The following is a 16,400-nucleotide window of genomic DNA, read 5'->3' on the forward strand; positions in this document are numbered from 1 at the left end:
CCGCGCACCGGGCGGGCGGACGTCAGCCGGACTCCGGGGTTCCGGGGCGCCATCCCCGGCGGCGGCCCCGGGGCAGGGTGAACGCGACGAAACCCGTGACGAGGACGGCGACCCCGGCGGCGGAGGCGACGGCGACCGCCGTGGTCCGGCCGCCGTGCTCCGCGGGCGGCGGCATGCGCAGCGCGGCCGGGCCGGGCTGGGCCGGTGCGGCCGCGCCAGTGGCGAGGGGCGCGGTGACGGCCGCGACGGGGTCCACCGTGCCCGCGCCGACCAGCGCCTTCCCGGCCGGGATGTGGTAGGCCGTCGCGGTGAGCCGGTCGGTCAGCTGCGCGGGTGTCAGCTCAGGGTGCGCGGCGAGGGCGAGCGCGGCGGCCCCCGCGACGAAGGCGGTGGCCAGCTCGGCGCCGTCCCCCGTGAAGCTGCCCGTGCCACCGGGGCCGATGCTCATCACGGCAGTGCCGGGCGCCGCCAGGTCGGGCGCGGTACGGGGGGCGAGCCGCTGGTCGGGAACGCCTCCCGGCTCCAGCCCGGCCACGGCCAGGACGTCCGGCAGCGCCGCCGGGTAGGCGGCCGGTGCGGGCGTGTCCCCGGACCCGGTGAGCGATCTGTTCGAGGCGTACGCCGGGGCGATCACCAGCGCGCCGCTCCGCACCGCGCCGCGTACGGCCGCAGTGAGCGCCGGACCGCCCTTGGCCAGCGCGATCGGTACGGCGATGACGCGCGCGCGCCGGGCGACGGCCGCGTCGATCCCGGCGGCGACGCTGTTCGCGGTGGCGCTGCCGTCCGTGGCCGTGGCCCGGACCGCGACGATCCGGGCCTCCGGGGCGACCCCGGCGAAGCCAGTGCCGGAGCGCGGCGCGGCGGCGATCAGGCCCGCGACGAACGTACCGTGACCGATGCAGTCGGTTCCGGCCGCGTCCGACGCGGGCGTGACCCGGCCCGCCAGGGCCGGGCTGTTCCGGGCGTCCACGCCGGTGTCGACGACGGCGACGACGGCGCCCGCGCCACGGGTGGTCTCCCAGGCGCGGGACGGGGCGATGTACTGCTGCGGCCACGGGACATCGGCCGGGCGCTTCTTCGACGGCTTGACGCAGCCGCCGTCCCGCGGCGGGGCCGAGGAGATCCGGGGCAGCGCGGTGTCGGCGGCGGCCGGGGCGGAGGACACCGCGACGAGCGGCACCGCCACGGCCAGGGCGGCGGTCAGCAGCACAGGCACGGTTCGGGGCGGCCGGTTCATCGGGACGTACCCCCCTCCGTCGCCGGGGCCTCGGCCCTGCCGGGCGCCGCGGCCCCGGGGCGCGGGGCACGCCCCGGCGACGCACCGGGCGTCGTGGTACTCCGCCGGGCCGACGCACCGGGGGCGGGAGCCGCCGCGCCCGGGGCCGGCCGGGGCGCGGTGCGCTCCTGCCACGGGGACGGGGCACCGGACGCACCCGCCCTCGGACGGCGCGGGTCGCGCACCGGGGCGGAGCCGGACGGAGCGTCGACGGAACCCGACGGGGCGGCGGTGCCCCGGGAGCGGGGGGCGGCAGGGGGCTGCGCGCCGACCCTCGGGGTGACCTCGGCCCCGGGCACGCCGCCCACCTCGGACCCGGTGGTGGTCCGGGGCCGGGGCGCCGGCCGGACCGGCTCGGCCGCCTTCCGGGGCACCTCGACCGTCCCCTCGTCGAGCACCGCCCGGGGACAGGCGGGGTTGAACGCCTCGAAGCAGGTGGCACACCGGCCGGTGTCCCGGAGCCCGGCCGTCAGTTTGCGCTCGTCCGTCACGCCGTCACATCCTCGGGAAGCAGCAGCCGCAGCTGGTCCGTGTCCGCGTCCGGGAGGGACGCGAGCCGTCCGGCCTGGCGGGTCATCATCTGTTCGAGCACGGTGCGGGCGTAGCGCCCGTTCCCGAAGCTCGGGCCCCGGTCGACGCCGGCGAAGTGGCGGCGCAGCGCCTCCAGCGTGTCGGGCGCGCACACGTAGCCGTCCCGGGCGCTCTGCCGGTGCACGATCTCGACCAGCTCGTCCGCGTCGTACGAATCGAAGGTGACGGTGCGTCCGAACCGCGAGGCCAGGCCGGGGTTGGAGCCCAGGAAGCGGGCCATCTCGCCCTCGTAGCCCGCGGCCACCACGACCGTGTCGTCCCGGTGGTCCTCCATCAGCTTGAGGAGGGTGTCGACCGCCTCGCGCCCGAAGTCGGAGCCCGAACCGCCCTCGGGGGTGAGGGTGTACGCCTCGTCGATGAACAGCACCCCGCCCCGGGCCCGCGCGAACGTCTCCTTGGTGAGCTGCGCGGTGTGGCCCACGTAGCGGCCGACGAGATCGGCGCGGGAGACCTCCACCAGCTGGCCGCGCGGCAGCACCGACATCGCGCCCAGGAGCTCGCCGTACAGCCGCGCCACCGACGTCTTGCCGGTGCCGGGCGGGCCGGTGAAGACCAGGTGGTGGGCGACGGCCGGGGCGGGCAGCCCGGCGGCCTTGCGGCGGCGCGCCGCCGACACCAGGTTGACGACGTCGCGGACCTGCGCCTTGACCCCGTCCAGGCCGATCAGGCCGTCGAGTTCGGCGAGCAGAGCGGTGAGCCGGTCGGACCGGCCGTCCGCACCGCCCTCGCCCGCGACGGCGGCCGCTGCCTCCTCGCCGACATCGGTCGGGAGCAGGACGGTCAGGTCCTCCTCCGTGATGTCCGGGGACTCGGCGAGGCGGAACGCCTGGCGGTCCACCATCTCCTCGAACACCTTGCGGGCGGCGCGGGCGTTGCCGAACGACTCGTCCCGGTGCATCTGCTCGAAGTGATGGGTCAGCGCCCGCTCGGTGTCCTCGCGGAAGGTGAAGCGATTCTGCTCGCCCTGGCGCTTCACGATGGTGAGCAGCTCGTCCACGGAGTAGTTCTCGAACTCCAGCGTGCGGCTGAACCGGGAGCCCAGACCGGGGTTGGACTCCAGGAAGCTGTGCATCTGCCGCGAGTAGCCGGCGGCGATGACGACGACGTCCTCGCGGTGGTCCTCCATCAGCTTGACCAGGGTGTCGACGGCCTCCCGTCCGAAGTCGGGACCGCTGCCGCCGTCCGCGGTGAGGGTGTACGCCTCGTCGATGAACAGCACCCCGCCGAGGGCCTGCTCGAAGACCTCCGTGGTCTTGATGGCGGTGCCGCCGATGATCTTCGCGACGAGATCGGCGCGGGCCACCTCCACCAGATGCCCGGAACGCAGGACGCCGAGGGAGGCGAGGACCGAGCCGTAGAGCCGGGCGACCGTGGTCTTGCCGGTGCCGGGCGGACCGGCGAAGACCAGATGACGGGCGGTGGCCGGGACGGGCAGCCCCATCTCGCGGCGCCGCCGGGCCAGTTTGTTGAGGTTGACGAGCGTGGCGACCTGCTCCTTGACGGCCCGCAGCCCCACGAGCTCGTCGAGCCGGGCGAGCGGACCGGCCGGCCCCCCGCCCTCCGCGCCCTGGGCCTCCGGGGCGGCGGCACCGTCGCCCCGGAGGCCCAGGGCGTCGGGCTCGCCGTTGTCCTCGCTGGTCAGATCGTCCGCGGCGAGGCTGCCGCCCGGTGCGGTGTGGCGGACTCCGGCCCCGGTGTTGCCGGTGACGGTGCAGCCCGCGGCACGTACGGGGCGTTCGGTGGCGATCCGGATGCCGTCGGCCCTGCCGTCGGTGAACTCGCACTCGGTCAGCTCGGCGGTGGCACCCGTGCCGATGAGCGCGCCGTGGCTCCGGCTGCGCAGCACCCGGGCGCGGACGGCGGTCAGTCCGGCCCCGTCGTCGGTGACCGTGATGCCTTCGGCGCCGGAGTCCTCGATGAGGGTGTCGACGAGTTCGGGGGCGCACTTCCCGGCGGCCGCGAGTCCGGCGGCTCCGCTGCCCCGGACGGCGACGTCCTGGAAGGCGGGGCTCGCCCCGTCGATCCGGATGCCGCACTGCGCGGCGTCCTGGACCGTGGTCATCTCGATACGGCCGCGCGCCTCGTCGCGGGCGTGCAGCCCGTGGCCGCCGGCCTCGACGATCTCGACGTCCCGCAGCCGGGCCCGGTTGCCGCCGGTGAGGACGATGCCGTGGCCGCCCGCCCGGTGCACGGTCACCCGGTCGATGCGGGGCGCGCTGTCGGCGTCGAGGAGGATGCCCTCGGCCTTGCCGCCGGTGACGAGCGTGCGCTGGACGGTGGGCGCGGCGCTGCCCCGTACCAGGATCCCGGCGGCGAGCGAGTTCTCCACCAGGCAGTCGGAGAGGGTGCCGCGCGCCTGCTCGATCGCGACGATGCCGTTGCCGCCCGAGCCCCGGGCCTCCACGTTGTTGAGGGCGGGTGCGGTGGTGGCGGAGAGCAGCACCCCGTGGGTGGTGCTGTCGACGGCGGTGCAGCCGGTGAGGACGGGCAGCGCGGTCGAGGAGATGTGGAAGCCGATGGTGCAGCCGACGGCGTGCACGTCGGTGAGCCGGGTGGTGGCCTGCTCCTCCAGGGCGACCCCCGGCTTGGGGGTGCCGTCGACCGTGAGGCGCTCGACGGTGCCGCCCGCGCGTCCGTTGGCGAGGAGGCCGTTGCCCCGGGCGCCCCGGACCGCGCAGTCGCGGATCGACGGCGCGGAGTCGTCACCGAGCACCAGCCCGGAGCTGCCGAGGTCCTCGAAGACGCAGTCCTCGACGACGCTGGGTTCGGGGGAGAGGTCGACGAACCCGGCCCCCGACGGGTTGGTGACGACGCAGTCGCGCATGGCGAGGGAGCCGCGCTCGCGGGAGAGCAGCGCGGTCCACGAGTGGGCGTGCACCCGGCAGTTCTCCAGGGCCGCCTGGCCGCGCGGTACGTCGACGACGGGGGCGTCCTCGTCGCCGCCGCGCAGGATCAGCCCGGAGAGCTTGACGGCCTCGGCGACGACCTGCACGGCGCTGCCCGCGCGCGGGGATATCTCGGGCGGGTCGTCGGGGTCGTCGGCGACGATCGTGACCATCTTGGTGATGACCAGGCATTCGTCGTAGTGGCCGGGGCGGAGCCGGACCACACCTCCCGGGCGGGCGGCGGCGAGAGCCGACGCGATGCCCTGGTACGGGTCCGCGACGATGGTCTGGCGGGCCATGGCGTTCCTTTCTGCGTCGTCGTGGTCGGGCCCTTCGCCGTTGCCCCGGTGACCGGCCCCGCGACGGCCGCCCGCACCGTGGCGACGGTACGGGCGGCTCGGGTGCGCGGGGCCGAGTGGGCGGCGGGAGGGCGCCGGGCCGTCAGGACCGGTGTGCCGTCTGGATCTGCACCGTACGGCGGCGGGTGATGTACAGGCCCCGTCCCGCAGGCAGGATACGTGGCTTCGTACCGGCCACCACCTGCCCTTCCGCGGGTGGACAGCTCATCATCAGCACCGGGGTGTTGGCCTCGACCATGCGCCGCAGCAACTGGTCGGACATCATCGCCCGGCCGGAGCCGTTCGCGCTGCGGGCCACGACGATGTGCAGACCGATCTCGTCCGCCTGGGCGAGGAACTCGTGGAGCGGCCCGAACGGGTCGCCGCCGCTCATCCCGCCCGTGGAGACCAGCTCGTGGTCGTCGACGAGGAGGAAGAGACGGGGCCCGCTCCACCAGTCGCGCAGCCGCAGCCGGGCCGGGGCGATCTCCGGGCCGGGCACCCGGTCCTTCATCGCCCGCGCCACCCCGTCGACCATCTGCGCCAGCAGGTTGCCGCCGGTGGCGTAGCCCAGGCGGTGCGACTCGGGCACCGCCTCGGAGAGGCCGCGCCGGTAGTCGACGAGCACGACCCGGGCCTCGGCGGGGGAGTAGCGGGTACAGATCGCGTCGGCGACGTGGGCGAGCAGGTTCGACTTGCCGGACTCCACGTCACCGACGACCACCAGGTGCGGGTGCTCCTCGAAGTCGTGGTGGAACACGTCGAGCCGCTGGTCCTCCAGGCCGAGCGGGACACGCAGATCGCCGTCGGGGGCCGGGAGTTCGGCGGCCGGGAGGCTCATCGGGAGCATCCGGACCTTCGGCGCGGCCGGGCCGTCCCATCCGGCCGCGACCTCCCGTACGAGCGCGGCGACCCCGCCCGCGATGTTCTCCGTGTCAGGATCGCCGTCGTTGCGGGGGAGCGCGGTGAGGAAGTGCATCCGTTCGGCGGTCAGGCCCCGGCCCGGGATCGCCGGAACGGTCCCCGCCGCACGCATGTTGACCATCGAGTCCACCGGGTCGCCGAGCCGCAGCTCGAAACGGGTGCCCAACTGGTCGCGCAGGGCGGCCGAGATCTCCATCCAGCGGCCGGAGGCCACGATCAGGTGCACCCCGAAGTTGAGACCCCGGGAGGCGATCAGGTTGAAGGTGGGGGCGAGGTCCATGAAGTCCTGGCGGATGGTGTTCCAGCCGTCCACGACGAGGAAGACGTCGCCGTGCGCCTCGTCCGGGAACTCGCCGGCCGCCCGGCGGCGCCGGAAGTCGGCCATGGACTCCACGCCCCGCTCCGCGAAGAGGAGTTCGCGACGGGTGATGACCCCACTGACCTCGGCGATGGTACGGGCCATCCGCTCGGGGTCCAGACGCCCGGTGACACCGCCGACATGCGGCAGCCCGGTGAGCGAGGTGAGCGTGCCGCCGCCGAAGTCCAGGCAGTAGAACTGCACTTCGCGCGGGGTGTGGGTGAGCGCCAGCGCCGTGATGAGCGTACGGACCAGGGTGGACTTGCCGGACTGCGGACCGCCCGCGATCCCGACATGGCCGCCCGCTCCGGACAGATCGGCCACCAGCTCGTCGCGGCGCTGGTCGAAGGGGCGGTCGATGACACCGACCGGCACGGACAGGAACTTGTCCCGGGGCACGCCGGGCGGCGGCAGCAGGAGATCGAGCGTCGGGGGCTCGTCCAGCGGGGCCAGCCACACCTGGTGGGCGGGCGGTCCGGAGCGCTCCAGCTTGTCGACGGCGACGGTGAGCAGGCTCGGCCCGGAGGTGTTCTCCTCCTCCGGCTCGGTCTGCGGCTCCGTGTCCGGGGCGGCGGGCAGGTCGCGGGGCGGGACCCAGCCCGCCTCGAACGGCACCACCTGCCCGGCGACCACCGCCCGGCGCATCGCGGGACGGGAGGGCCGGTAGCGGCCCGACACGTAGGCGGCCTTGAAGCGGGTGAGCGAACCGACGTCGTTCTTCAGCAGGCCGCTGCCGGGCTGCGGCGGCAGCTCGTAGGCGTCCGGCACACCGAGCACCCCCCGGCTCTCCATCGCGGAGAAGGTGCGCAGCGCGATCCGGTAGGAGAGGTGCCCCTCCAGCTGGTTGATCCGGCCCTCGTCCAGCCGCTGCGAGGCGAGCAGCAGATGGACGGAGAGCGAACGGCCGAGCCGGCCGATCATCACGAAGAGGTCGAGGAAGTCGCGGTGCGCGGCCAGCAGCTCGCTGAACTCGTCGACCACGACGAACAGGGTGGGCAGCGGGGCGAGGTCGGCGCCGCCCGCCCGGGCCTCCTCGTACTCGCGGACGGACGAGTAGTTGCCGGCCTTGCGCAGCAGCTCCTGGCGGCGGACGAGTTCGCCGTGCAGGGCGTCCTTCATCCGCTCCACCAGCGCCGCCTCGTCGGCCAGGTTGGTGATGACGGCCGAGGTGTGCGGGAGCCGGTCCAGCCCCAGGAAGGTCGCGCCGCCCTTGAAGTCGGTGAGGACGAAGTTGAGCGTCTCGGAGGAGTGGGTGAGCGCCAGCGCGAGCACCAGGGTGCGCAGCAGCTCCGACTTGCCGGACCCGGTGGCACCGATCAGCATGCCGTGCGGGCCCATGCCGCCCTGCGCGGACTCCTTGAGGTCGAGATCGACGTGCGCGCCGTCCGAGCCGATGCCGATCGGCACCCGCATCCGCTCCGACGCGGCTCGGGGGCGGTGCAGTTCGGCCGCCTCGGTGGCGTGCAGATCGCGGATGCCGAGCAGGTCGGTGAGCTCCATGTCCTCCTGCAGCGGGCGTTCGGCCCGCGCCGCGGCGCCCAGCCGGAAGGGCGCGAGGACCGTGGCGAGGGCACGGGAGGCGTGCGGACCGAGCGCGTCCGGCCGGCCCAGCGCCGTCTCGGCCGGCTTGCCGTCCGGTGCGGTGGACAGCAGGGTCAGGGCGTCGGGCGCGACCCGCAGCCGCAGCGTGCCGCGCGTCTGGCAGGCGCCCTCCAGGGTCCCGCGGACATCGACGACGACCGTGTTCCGGTAGCCGGTCTCGGCGAGCCGGGCCCCGGGAGGCACGGACGCGGTGTCCAGGACGACGACGGTGAACGGCTCGTCGCGGCTCGGCTCCGCGCCGGGCTCGAACGCCGGCCGCCCGGCGAACTCCTCACCGAGCAGCGACTCCAGCTCCGAGACCGTCTCGGCCACCAGACGGGCCGGACCCGCTCCGTCGACATCGGCCTGGTGCTGTACGTGCGGCAGCCACTTCGCCCAGGACCAGGACGGCAGCGCGTCGCCGTCCGCGACCACGGCGATCGACAGGTCCTCCGGGGCGTGGGCCACCGCGAGCTGGGCGACCAGCGCCCGGGCAGCGGCCCGGGAGACCGCGCGGTGCTCGTCGGCGGAGACGAGCAGCACCCGGGCGAACGAGCGCAGCCGTACGGCCACCGGCTGGTCGCCGACCGTCGAGTAGGCGTGGATGAACCGGCGCAGGGCGTGCGCGGAGAGCGGCTCCAGGTCCTCGACCGGCTTGGTGGACAGCGGCAGGAGGGTGAGTGCGAGCTGCTGCTCACCGGTCCCGATCCGCGCCTCGCCGAAGTCGTCGTGGGTGGCGCGCCGTTCCCACAGGCGCCCGGTGCGGGCGACCGACCACAGGGCCCCGGGCAGCGGGTGGCGCCACTCCTGGGCCTGCCGCTGCTGCTCGACCACCTTGCGGATCCGGCGTCGGCTGGTCGTCAGGTACCGCAGGTAGTCCCGGCGTTCGGCGCGCAGCTTGCGCTTGCGGTCCCCGGCGGCCCGGAGGAACTGGGCGACCAGCATGCCGATGGCCGAGGCGCCCATCATGCCGACCGACACCCACATCAGCACCCCGTTGCCCTGGCCGGGCCGGATGAAGATGAGCACCATGCCGAGCGAGCTCAGCGCCATCGGCAGGTAGGTGATGATGCCGCCCATGGCACCCTGCGGCTCCGGCAGGGACGGCGGCTCCTGAAGCGTCAGTTCGCCCTCGGGCATGCGGGGACCGACCCGACGCGGGGGCCGCCGAAAAATGACCGTGCTCAAACCGGCTCCCGACTCGAAGTGTCGACGACTCGAAATCTGCGGCCCACACCGCCGATTTTCGGTTGGTCGCACGAACGTACAGTCATAACGAACTTCACGATAATGTGCACTCGTTCTCGGGTCGAATCCCGAACGGAAATACAGGCGGGAGTGAATCGCGCACCGTGGGCGACAAGACCGCCGGACTCTGCCGGATAACCGTCAGAAGTCCGGAGAAAACCTTCGAACTAGGCATACCCGTCGATGTTCCGCTCGCCGATCTGCTGCCGGTACTGGTCGAGTACGCCGGCGGGGACCTCGACGAACAGGGCCTGGAGCACGGCGGCTGGACCCTCCAACGGCTCGGTGCCGCACCCCTCGACGAGGAGCGCACCCCGGCCGAGGCGGAACTGCGCGACGGCGAGACCCTGTATCTGAGAGCTCGTCATGAAACGTTGCCGGAGGCCGACTTCGACGATCTGGTCGACGGCATCGGGGAGACCCTGCGGGCCCGGCCCGACACCTGGCGGCCCGAGCTGACACGCCGGCTGCTCATCGGATTCACCGTGACGGCGCTGGCCGCCGGGCTGATCACCGTGCTGCTGCCGGGCGCTGCGATGTGGCGGGCGGGCGCCGCCGGTGCCGTCGCCCTGCTGCTGGTGGCCGGCGGGCTGGCCGCCTCCCGGGCGGTCGGCGACGCCGGGGCCGGCGCGGCGCTCGGCGTACTGGCCGTTCCCTACCTGGCCGTCGCGGGCGCGCTGATCCCGGCCGCCGGGCACGGTGAGAACCTGCTCGGCCCGAGGCTGCTGGCCGGAGGCGCGGCCGGGGCCGGTGCCGCGATCATCGCGCTGGCCGCCGTCGGGGCGTTCGCCCCGCTCTTCCTCGGGGCGTTCGTGGTGGCCGTGTTCACCGCGGTGGCCGGTGCGGTCGCGCTGTCCGGGATGCCGATCGCCCAGGTGGCGGGGTGGCTGGCGGTCGTGGTCGTCCTCGCGGGCGGCTTCGTGCCCAGCCTGGCCTTCCGGTTCGCCGGTATGCGGATGCCGCCGCTGCCCTCCAACGCGGGCGAGCTCCAGGAGGGCATCGAGCCGTTCCCCGCCGCCCGGGTCCGCGAGCGCGCCGAGCTGGCCGACCGCTACCTGACCGGCATGTACGTGGCGCTCGGACTGCTGGCCGCGGCCTGCGAGACCGCGCTGCTCGCCACCGGCGGCGGCTGGACGGCCGAGCTGCTCGCCGTGGTGCTGAGCACGCTGCTGCTCCTGCACGTGCGCGTGGTCGGCGCCGTCCCGCACCGGCTCGCGACGGCGGTGCCGGGCGCGTACGGAATCGCCCTCGCGGGGGTGCTCCGCGCCATCGACCTGGGCCTTCCCGGGCGCCTGGAGATCACCGCGGCCTTCGCCGTGCTGGCCGCGGTCACCGCGATCGCCGCCTGGACCGTGCCGGGGCGACGGCTCGTCCCCTACTGGGGCCGGATCGCCGACCTCCTGCACACGCTCTGCGCGCTGGCGCTGCTGCCGCTCGCGGTGCTGCTCGCCGGGGTGTTCGGCGCTCTGCGCGGGATCAGGGGGTGAGGGGCTGATGGCGGTGCAGTCGCGCAAGGACCAGGTGCAGGCGCATCTGTACGTGATGGGCCGGCTCTCCAGCGGACTGCTGCGGGACGACCCCGACTCGCCCGACACCCCGACCGCGCGGACCTGGCGGGGTGTCCGCTGGGGGGCGCTGATCGTGGCGCTGGCCTGCGTGGTCACCGTGCTCTTCGGGCTGATCAAGCCGGGCGGAGGGACCTCCTGGCAGACGCCGGGCGCGCTGGTCGTGGTGAAGGAGACCGGTGCCCGTTACCTGAACGTCGGCGGGGTGCTGCACCCGGTGCTCAACCAGGCGTCCGCGCGGCTGGTCGCGGGCGGCCGGATGGCGGTGGAGGAGGTCGCGGAGGGCTCCATCGAGGACGCGCCGCGCGGTACCCCCATCGGGATCGTGGGTGCTCCGGACGGGCTGCCGCAGGCGCCCGGCGCCGGGGCCTGGGCGGTCTGCGCCGGTGTGCAGCCGTCCGGGCCGACGAGGACGAAGCCGCTGACCAGCGTGGTCGTGTCCGGTCCCGCGGACGCGGAGGACGGGCTCGGCTCCGACCGGGGCGTGCTGGTGACGGCTCCGGGGGAGGGGCGGCAACTGGTCTGGAACGGCCGCCGGTTCCGGATCGACACCGAGCACGGTACGGAGGCGGCGCTGGGCTGGGCGGGTGTCACGCCCGTACCGGTCGACGCGTCGTTCCTGACGGCGCTGGACGCGGGTCCGGGGATCGCCCCGCCGGAGATTCCCGGACGGGGGCGCCCGGGGCCGCGGCTGGCGGGTGAGGTCACCCGCGTCGGTCAGCTCTTCTCGGCCGGTGGACAGCACTATGTGCTGCGTACGGACGGGCTGGCCCCGCTGACCGGCCCGGCCCGCCGGCTGCTGCGCGGCGACCCGCGCACCCAGGAGCAGGCGTACGGCGGGAAGGCCGTGACCGAGCGCCCGGTGGGCCCGGCCGACCTGGCGGCCCACCAGGCGCCCGCGGCCGCGGCGCAGCAGCTGGCGGCGGGGCTGCCGGCCTCGGTGCCCCGGGTGTCGACGGTGGACCCGGCCCAGGAGCAGGTCTGCGTACGGGTGAAGCCGTCCTCCGGCGGCCACACGACGACGGTGTCCCTGCTGCCGTCGGACGGGGTCCCCGGCTCGCCGCCCGACCGGCAGCCGGGGGTGACGGCGGCGTGTGTGGCGGTGGACCGGATCTGGGTGCGCCCGGGAGCGGGGTCGCTGGTACGGGCCCGGTCCTCGGCGGGCACCGGCAACTCCCTTTATTTGGTGACGGATTCGGGCGTTTCCTATCCGGTGACAGCAGCGGGACTGAAACAGCTCGGGTATTCGGCGGGTGCCGCCGTGGATGTTCCGGGGCGATTGCTGAGCCTCCTGCCGAGTGGTCCGGTACTGGATCCTTCGGGGGTTTCGAGGAACGGAGTGGTGGACGCGGATGCCCGGGAGGAAGGGAAGGTTCCGCAGAAGAGAACACAACTCCGTGAACAATGCGGCGCGGGTTAGTGGGAGATGCTCAAGAAAAGCTCAAATAGCGGTGAACTACCCACCTCCACTGCTGACATCAATCTCATTGATCGGATAATCTCCCCGATGTAGATGGGGTTGGGGAGGACCCTGCGACGGATGGGTCGCGCCTTCCCGTAACCGATCAGGTTCCGACTGGAGGGACACAACGTGTCAGAGCTCGTCAAGGATGCTGCGGCGGCACGGAAGGCCATCGTCGCGCTCGACACCCACTTCGGCTTCATGAAGCAGGCCGGTGGCGCCGCCGAGAGCATCAGGAGCAACGTCGCGACGCACTACAGCACCTCGGACGGGTCGGCCGCGACCTTCCAGGACAAGTTCGCGACGTGGCAGCAGGGCTACACCAAGGCGATGGCGGCCGTCGACGACGTCTGGAACAAGCTGAACGAGCAGCAGAGCGTCCTCGACGCCGGTGAGCAGGCCGCTCTCCAGCACGCCAAGACCGGCTTCGAGGGCTCCGCCGTCTCCGACGGCATCACGAGCGTCCTCAACAACAACTGATCCGTCCTCATCCGTCGCAGGAAGAAAGGGGCACACCGTGTCCGGCGACATCCAGATCAACTGGGGCGGTCTCGGCGACGCCACCAACGACATGCAGCAGCTCACGGCGAATATGCGCAACGCGCTGGAGGAGCTGGTCGCGGGCGTCCAGGAACTCGCCAACACCGCCCAGGGCGATAGCGCCAACCAGTGGCGCGACGTGCAGACGAGGCTGAACACCTCGATCGACGAGATGGACAGCGCGTTCAACCAGGGCCACCAGACCCTGAACAACATGGGCAACACCCACCACGAGCATGACGGCCTCGGCGCCAAGCTCATGGCCGGCTGACGGAGGCTGACCCATGGCTGAGGACGGCGGCACCTACAAGATCTCGTCGGACTTCCTGCAGGGCTTCGCGCGGGACAGGATCAACGCCCAGTTCGTCGAGCAGTTCGACAAGCACCCGGACATCGTGCGGCTGCGGCTCTACGCCGCCGACGACTCCCTGCTCGCCGGCAACCCGAAGGCGAACATCCAGCAGACGGCGATGCTGCGGAAGAAGTTCAACTCCTTCGCCACGGGCATGGTGAAGCTCCTCGACGAGATGAAGGAAGGGATGCTGAAGCTCTCGGACAATCTGGTCGGCGTCGATCACATCACCCAGCAGGGCGAGCAGGACGCCAAGGACATCGCACTGCAGACGATGATGGACGACCTCAAGGTTCCGCTGAGCATCTTCGGTGGCAGTGGGGCCACCCAGTCGACCACGGAGAAGACGCCGACCACCGGCGTCTGATCCGTCGGGCGACACCGCGGTGGGGCAGGGCCGAGAGAAGGATTGACAGCATGGCGGTCACGAAGTGGGAAGAGGCTCTCGGCCTCGTCTCCGACCAGGAGGGCGGCCCGGTCGACCGGGCGGAGGTCACCAAGCTGAAGTGGCTCGGTGACACCTTCGTCGCTCCCCACCATCTGGAGGGGGTCGCGGGGACCGGTGGCGCGCCCGGTGGCTACGACCTGGGCTGGAACAAGCGCTGGTACAACGGCGCCTTCTACAACTACCAGGTCGGATTCAACGTCAGCGCCGACCTGAAGGACCCGCTGCCCCAGGACCAGGCGCTCTACAAGTGGCACTTCGGCGCCAGGGAACTCCTCGCCACTGCCCTCGGCGAAGTCGGCAACACCGTCTTCTCCCTGCACAGCTTCGACGACGCCAGCTGGACGGTCAAAGGCGTCCAGCGGTTCCTTGACGAGTGGTTCCACACCATCAAGGGCTGGTCCGAGGAGATCGACGTACCCGACTCCGAGATGCAGGGCACCGCCGCGGGGCAGTTCCGCAGCATGCTCATCGGGGTGGCGAACCAGTTCGGGAATCTGCACACCCAGATGACCAACCCGCGGGACTTCTCGAAGGAGATCGACGACGCCCGCCAGGAAGCCACCAGGCAGCTGCAGAGCCTGTACCAGGTGATCTTCGCCTACGGGACGGAGAACAACGCCTGGCCCTCCCAGATCCTGAGCGACCTCTTCCACGAGGAGTTCGCCGAGGGCGCCTACACGTTCGACAACGGTTGGCTGAAGACGTCGCTCGGCGACCCGCACGGGTCGGGATTCTGGGAGGCGTTCGAGGCCAAGGCCAAGCAGCGCTGGCTCGACCAGGTCGGCGCCAGCCTCGACGGCCCCGCCAGGGACGCGGGGAAGGCCATCGGCCTGGCCTACGGCCTGACCGAAGGAGCCATCCGGGTCCCGACCAAACCGCCCTGGGACGCCCCGGCCGGTGCCGACAAGGGCGGACTGAACCCGGACGGATCCACCACGTCCGACACCATCGCCGATCTGCTCAAGGGGCTGACGAACCCCACGGGCGACGACAAGGACCTGCCCGGCGGGGACAACACCGAACTCCAGAAAGAGGATTCGCCCGGAGCGTTCAGCGACGGCGACTCCTCCGGACAGAGCGGCCTGGACAAGGACGGCCCCGGCTCGACGCTCCAGGACCAGCTCAAGAACCTGAACGCCTCGGGCCCGGGGAGCTTCGGCACCGACAACGTCACGGGCAACGGCGGCTCCGGTCTCGGCAACAACGGCCTCGGCAACAACGGAACCGACACCGACCAGAACACCAGCGGCCCGGGCGCGTTCGGTTCCGGCGGCCTGATGAACATCCCGCCCGGCTCCGTCCTCAACAAGAACGGCACCGTCACCGGCCCGGACGGGAAGCTCCTCAAGAACTCCGACGGCTCCCTCTACAAGACGTCACCCGGAGCGTTCCAGCAACAGCAGAAGCAGCAGAGCCAGCAGGAGACGCTGCGCCGTCAGGCCGAGGCGGAGCAGAAGGCGTACCAGCAGCAGGCCAAGGAACAGCAGGAGGCGCAGCGGCGGGCCGAGCAGCAGCGGCGGGAGAACGAGAAGGCGCTGACCCGCATCCGCGAGACCTCCCGGCTCTCCAGCGACCACTCCGGGCTTCGCACCGGCGGCGAAGGCGGATCGCAGCAGAGCAAGGGCGTGTTCAAGGTCCGCAACCCCGACGGTACGTTCTCCGAGTACACGAGCGGCAAGGGCGGCAGGACCGGCGTCGGTGTCGAGCCGACCGGCAAGGTCCGGACCACCTCCGTCGACCCCAGTGCCAAGGTCGTCGAGGAGGCGGCCGGGACCGGGCGGCGCACCTCCTCCCAGTCGCCGATGATGCCGCCGCCCGGCGCGGGTGCGGGAGCCGGTGCGGGCGCCGGCCAGGACCAGCACCGGGAGCGGAAGAGCTACCTGGACGAGGACGAAGAGACGTGGGGCACCCAGGAGTGCACCACCACGGGAGTGATCGGCTGATGGGGTACCAGAGCGGCGGGACGGCCCGCGACAGCGGCGGCACACGCGACGGGGGTGACAACCGGTCCCCGATGTCCGCGCGCGAGCAGTTCGAGTCGATCCTCGGCTCGACGCTCCAGGAACAGTTCGGCGAGATGCAGCAGCAGGTCCGCGAGCACGCCGAGCGGCTCGCGGCGGTCCAGCGCGAGCTGGCCGCCCGTACCTCCACGGTGCGCTCCAAGGACCGCTCGGTCAGCGTCACGGTGGGCGCCCGGGGCGACGTCCGCGAGATCAAGTTCCACACCGAGGACTACCGGCAGATGGACCCGGTCCGTCTCGGGAAGACGCTGGTGGACCTCATCGGCAAGGCGCAGACCGAAAGCGGCGAGGCCGCGCGCGAGGCGTTCGAGCCCCTGCGCGGCAAGGGCGACGAGATGCGCCGTTCGATGCTGGCCGGCACCCCCGTCGAGGAGTTCCTGGCCCCGCTCCGCGAGATGGCGAAGGGCGCCGCGGAGGCGTCCGGGTCCCGGAGAGGGAAGCACGATGACTGAGGGGAACGAGCTGAAGGCCGGCGCCGCGACCTGGAAGGGCATCGACGAGTACGGGAAACTCGGCAAGACCCTCGCGGACACGCACGCCCACCTCGAATCCATCAACGGCCTCAACACGCGGGGCGGCGGCGACGGCCAGGACGACTCCTCGAAGCAGTACCTCGAAGTGATCGGGACGGGCATGCCGCCGCTCACCGACACCCTGAAGATGCTCGACTTCCTGATCACCCGGCTGGGCGAGGACGGTCAGGACGTGAAGAAGCTCTTCGCCGGCGCCGAGGACCTGGCCACCCAGATCGCCAAGGACTGGAAGGCGGCTGGAGGGGACCAGTGACGCGCACCACCACCGGCCCGGCTCC

Annotated in this window: 12 protein-coding genes; 8 read left to right on the forward strand and 4 right to left on the reverse strand. The window is 72.7% G+C overall.

Annotated features, from left to right (window positions below):
• Positions 1–22: 22 nt before the first annotated feature.
• The 4 genes from ACIQGQ_RS29920 to eccCa all read right to left on the reverse strand — a co-directional run bounded on the left by ACIQGQ_RS29920 (position 23) and on the right by eccCa (position 9,093).
• Complete coding sequence (locus ACIQGQ_RS29920) at positions 23–1,237, reverse strand: S8 family serine peptidase (protein WP_402401441.1); 1,215 nt, start codon at positions 1,235–1,237, stop codon at positions 23–25.
• Positions 1,234–1,767, reverse strand: a complete 534-nt coding sequence (locus tag ACIQGQ_RS29925) for a hypothetical protein (protein ID WP_402401443.1) — start codon at positions 1,765–1,767, stop codon at positions 1,234–1,236. The genes ACIQGQ_RS29920 and ACIQGQ_RS29925 overlap by 4 nt, the downstream gene beginning before the upstream one ends.
• The gene (locus ACIQGQ_RS29930) at positions 1,764–5,051 is read right to left on the reverse strand and encodes an AAA family ATPase (protein ID WP_402401446.1); all 3,288 of its coding nucleotides are present in this window, start codon (positions 5,049–5,051) and stop codon (positions 1,764–1,766) included. The genes ACIQGQ_RS29925 and ACIQGQ_RS29930 overlap by 4 nt, the downstream gene beginning before the upstream one ends.
• Positions 5,052–5,193: 142 nt before the next feature.
• On the reverse strand, positions 5,194–9,093 hold the full coding sequence (gene eccCa, locus ACIQGQ_RS29935) for a type VII secretion protein EccCa (RefSeq protein ID WP_402401449.1): 3,900 nt from the start codon (positions 9,091–9,093) through the stop codon (positions 5,194–5,196).
• A gap of 212 nt (positions 9,094–9,305) precedes the next feature.
• On the opposite strand from eccCa, the gene eccD reads away from it, so the two are divergent.
• The 8 genes from eccD (at position 9,306) to ACIQGQ_RS29975 (ending at position 16,375) form a co-directional block, all read left to right on the forward strand.
• A complete protein-coding gene (gene eccD / locus ACIQGQ_RS29940; protein WP_402401452.1) occupies positions 9,306–10,688 on the forward strand; it encodes a type VII secretion integral membrane protein EccD in 1,383 nt (460 codons plus the stop codon).
• A 7-nt stretch (positions 10,689–10,695) separates the two neighbouring features.
• Positions 10,696–12,186 (forward strand): type VII secretion protein EccB, encoded by a 1,491-nt coding sequence (gene eccB / locus ACIQGQ_RS29945; protein ID WP_402401455.1) that lies wholly within the window; start codon positions 10,696–10,698, stop codon positions 12,184–12,186.
• A gap of 171 nt (positions 12,187–12,357) precedes the next feature.
• A complete protein-coding gene (locus tag ACIQGQ_RS29950; protein WP_402401458.1) occupies positions 12,358–12,708 on the forward strand; it encodes a hypothetical protein in 351 nt (116 codons plus the stop codon).
• Positions 12,709–12,745: 37 nt separating this feature from the next.
• Entirely contained in the window at positions 12,746–13,039 is a 294-nt protein-coding gene (locus ACIQGQ_RS29955) for a hypothetical protein (RefSeq protein ID WP_402401460.1), read from the forward strand.
• 13 nt (positions 13,040–13,052) lie between these two features.
• Positions 13,053–13,487, forward strand: a complete 435-nt coding sequence (locus ACIQGQ_RS29960) for a hypothetical protein (RefSeq protein ID WP_402401463.1) — start codon at positions 13,053–13,055, stop codon at positions 13,485–13,487.
• 50 nt (positions 13,488–13,537) lie between these two features.
• Complete coding sequence (locus ACIQGQ_RS29965; RefSeq protein ID WP_402401466.1) at positions 13,538–15,511, forward strand: hypothetical protein; 1,974 nt, start codon at positions 13,538–13,540, stop codon at positions 15,509–15,511.
• Positions 15,511–16,041, forward strand: a complete 531-nt coding sequence (locus tag ACIQGQ_RS29970) for a YbaB/EbfC family nucleoid-associated protein (protein WP_402401469.1) — start codon at positions 15,511–15,513, stop codon at positions 16,039–16,041. The genes ACIQGQ_RS29965 and ACIQGQ_RS29970 overlap by 1 nt, the downstream gene beginning before the upstream one ends.
• Positions 16,034–16,375 (forward strand): hypothetical protein, encoded by a 342-nt coding sequence (locus tag ACIQGQ_RS29975; protein WP_402401472.1) that lies wholly within the window; start codon positions 16,034–16,036, stop codon positions 16,373–16,375. Before ACIQGQ_RS29970 ends, ACIQGQ_RS29975 begins: the two co-directional genes overlap by 8 nt.
• Positions 16,376–16,400 lie beyond the last annotated feature (25 nt).

The sequence above is a fragment of the Streptomyces sp. NPDC092952 genome, from assembly GCF_044754785.1.
Lineage (GTDB): Bacteria > Actinomycetota > Actinomycetes > Streptomycetales > Streptomycetaceae > Streptomyces.

Bases quoted from the DNA above. Each gene is read 5' to 3' on its own strand.
- ACIQGQ_RS29920 (WP_402401441.1), bottom strand. From the start codon at position 1,237: ATGAACCGGCCGCCCCGAACCGTGCCTGTGCTGCTGACCGCCGCCCTG.
- ACIQGQ_RS29930 (WP_402401446.1), bottom strand. From the start codon at position 5,051: ATGGCCCGCCAGACCATCGTCGCGGACCCGTACCAGGGCATCGCGTCG.
- eccCa (WP_402401449.1), bottom strand. From the start codon at position 9,093: ATGCCCGAGGGCGAACTGACGCTTCAGGAGCCGCCGTCCCTGCCGGAG.
- eccB (WP_402401455.1), top strand. From the start codon at position 10,696: ATGGCGGTGCAGTCGCGCAAGGACCAGGTGCAGGCGCATCTGTACGTG.
- ACIQGQ_RS29960 (WP_402401463.1), top strand. From the start codon at position 13,053: ATGGCTGAGGACGGCGGCACCTACAAGATCTCGTCGGACTTCCTGCAG.
- ACIQGQ_RS29965 (WP_402401466.1), top strand. From the start codon at position 13,538: ATGGCGGTCACGAAGTGGGAAGAGGCTCTCGGCCTCGTCTCCGACCAG.
- ACIQGQ_RS29970 (WP_402401469.1), top strand. From the start codon at position 15,511: ATGGGGTACCAGAGCGGCGGGACGGCCCGCGACAGCGGCGGCACACGC.
- ACIQGQ_RS29975 (WP_402401472.1), top strand. From the start codon at position 16,034: ATGACTGAGGGGAACGAGCTGAAGGCCGGCGCCGCGACCTGGAAGGGC.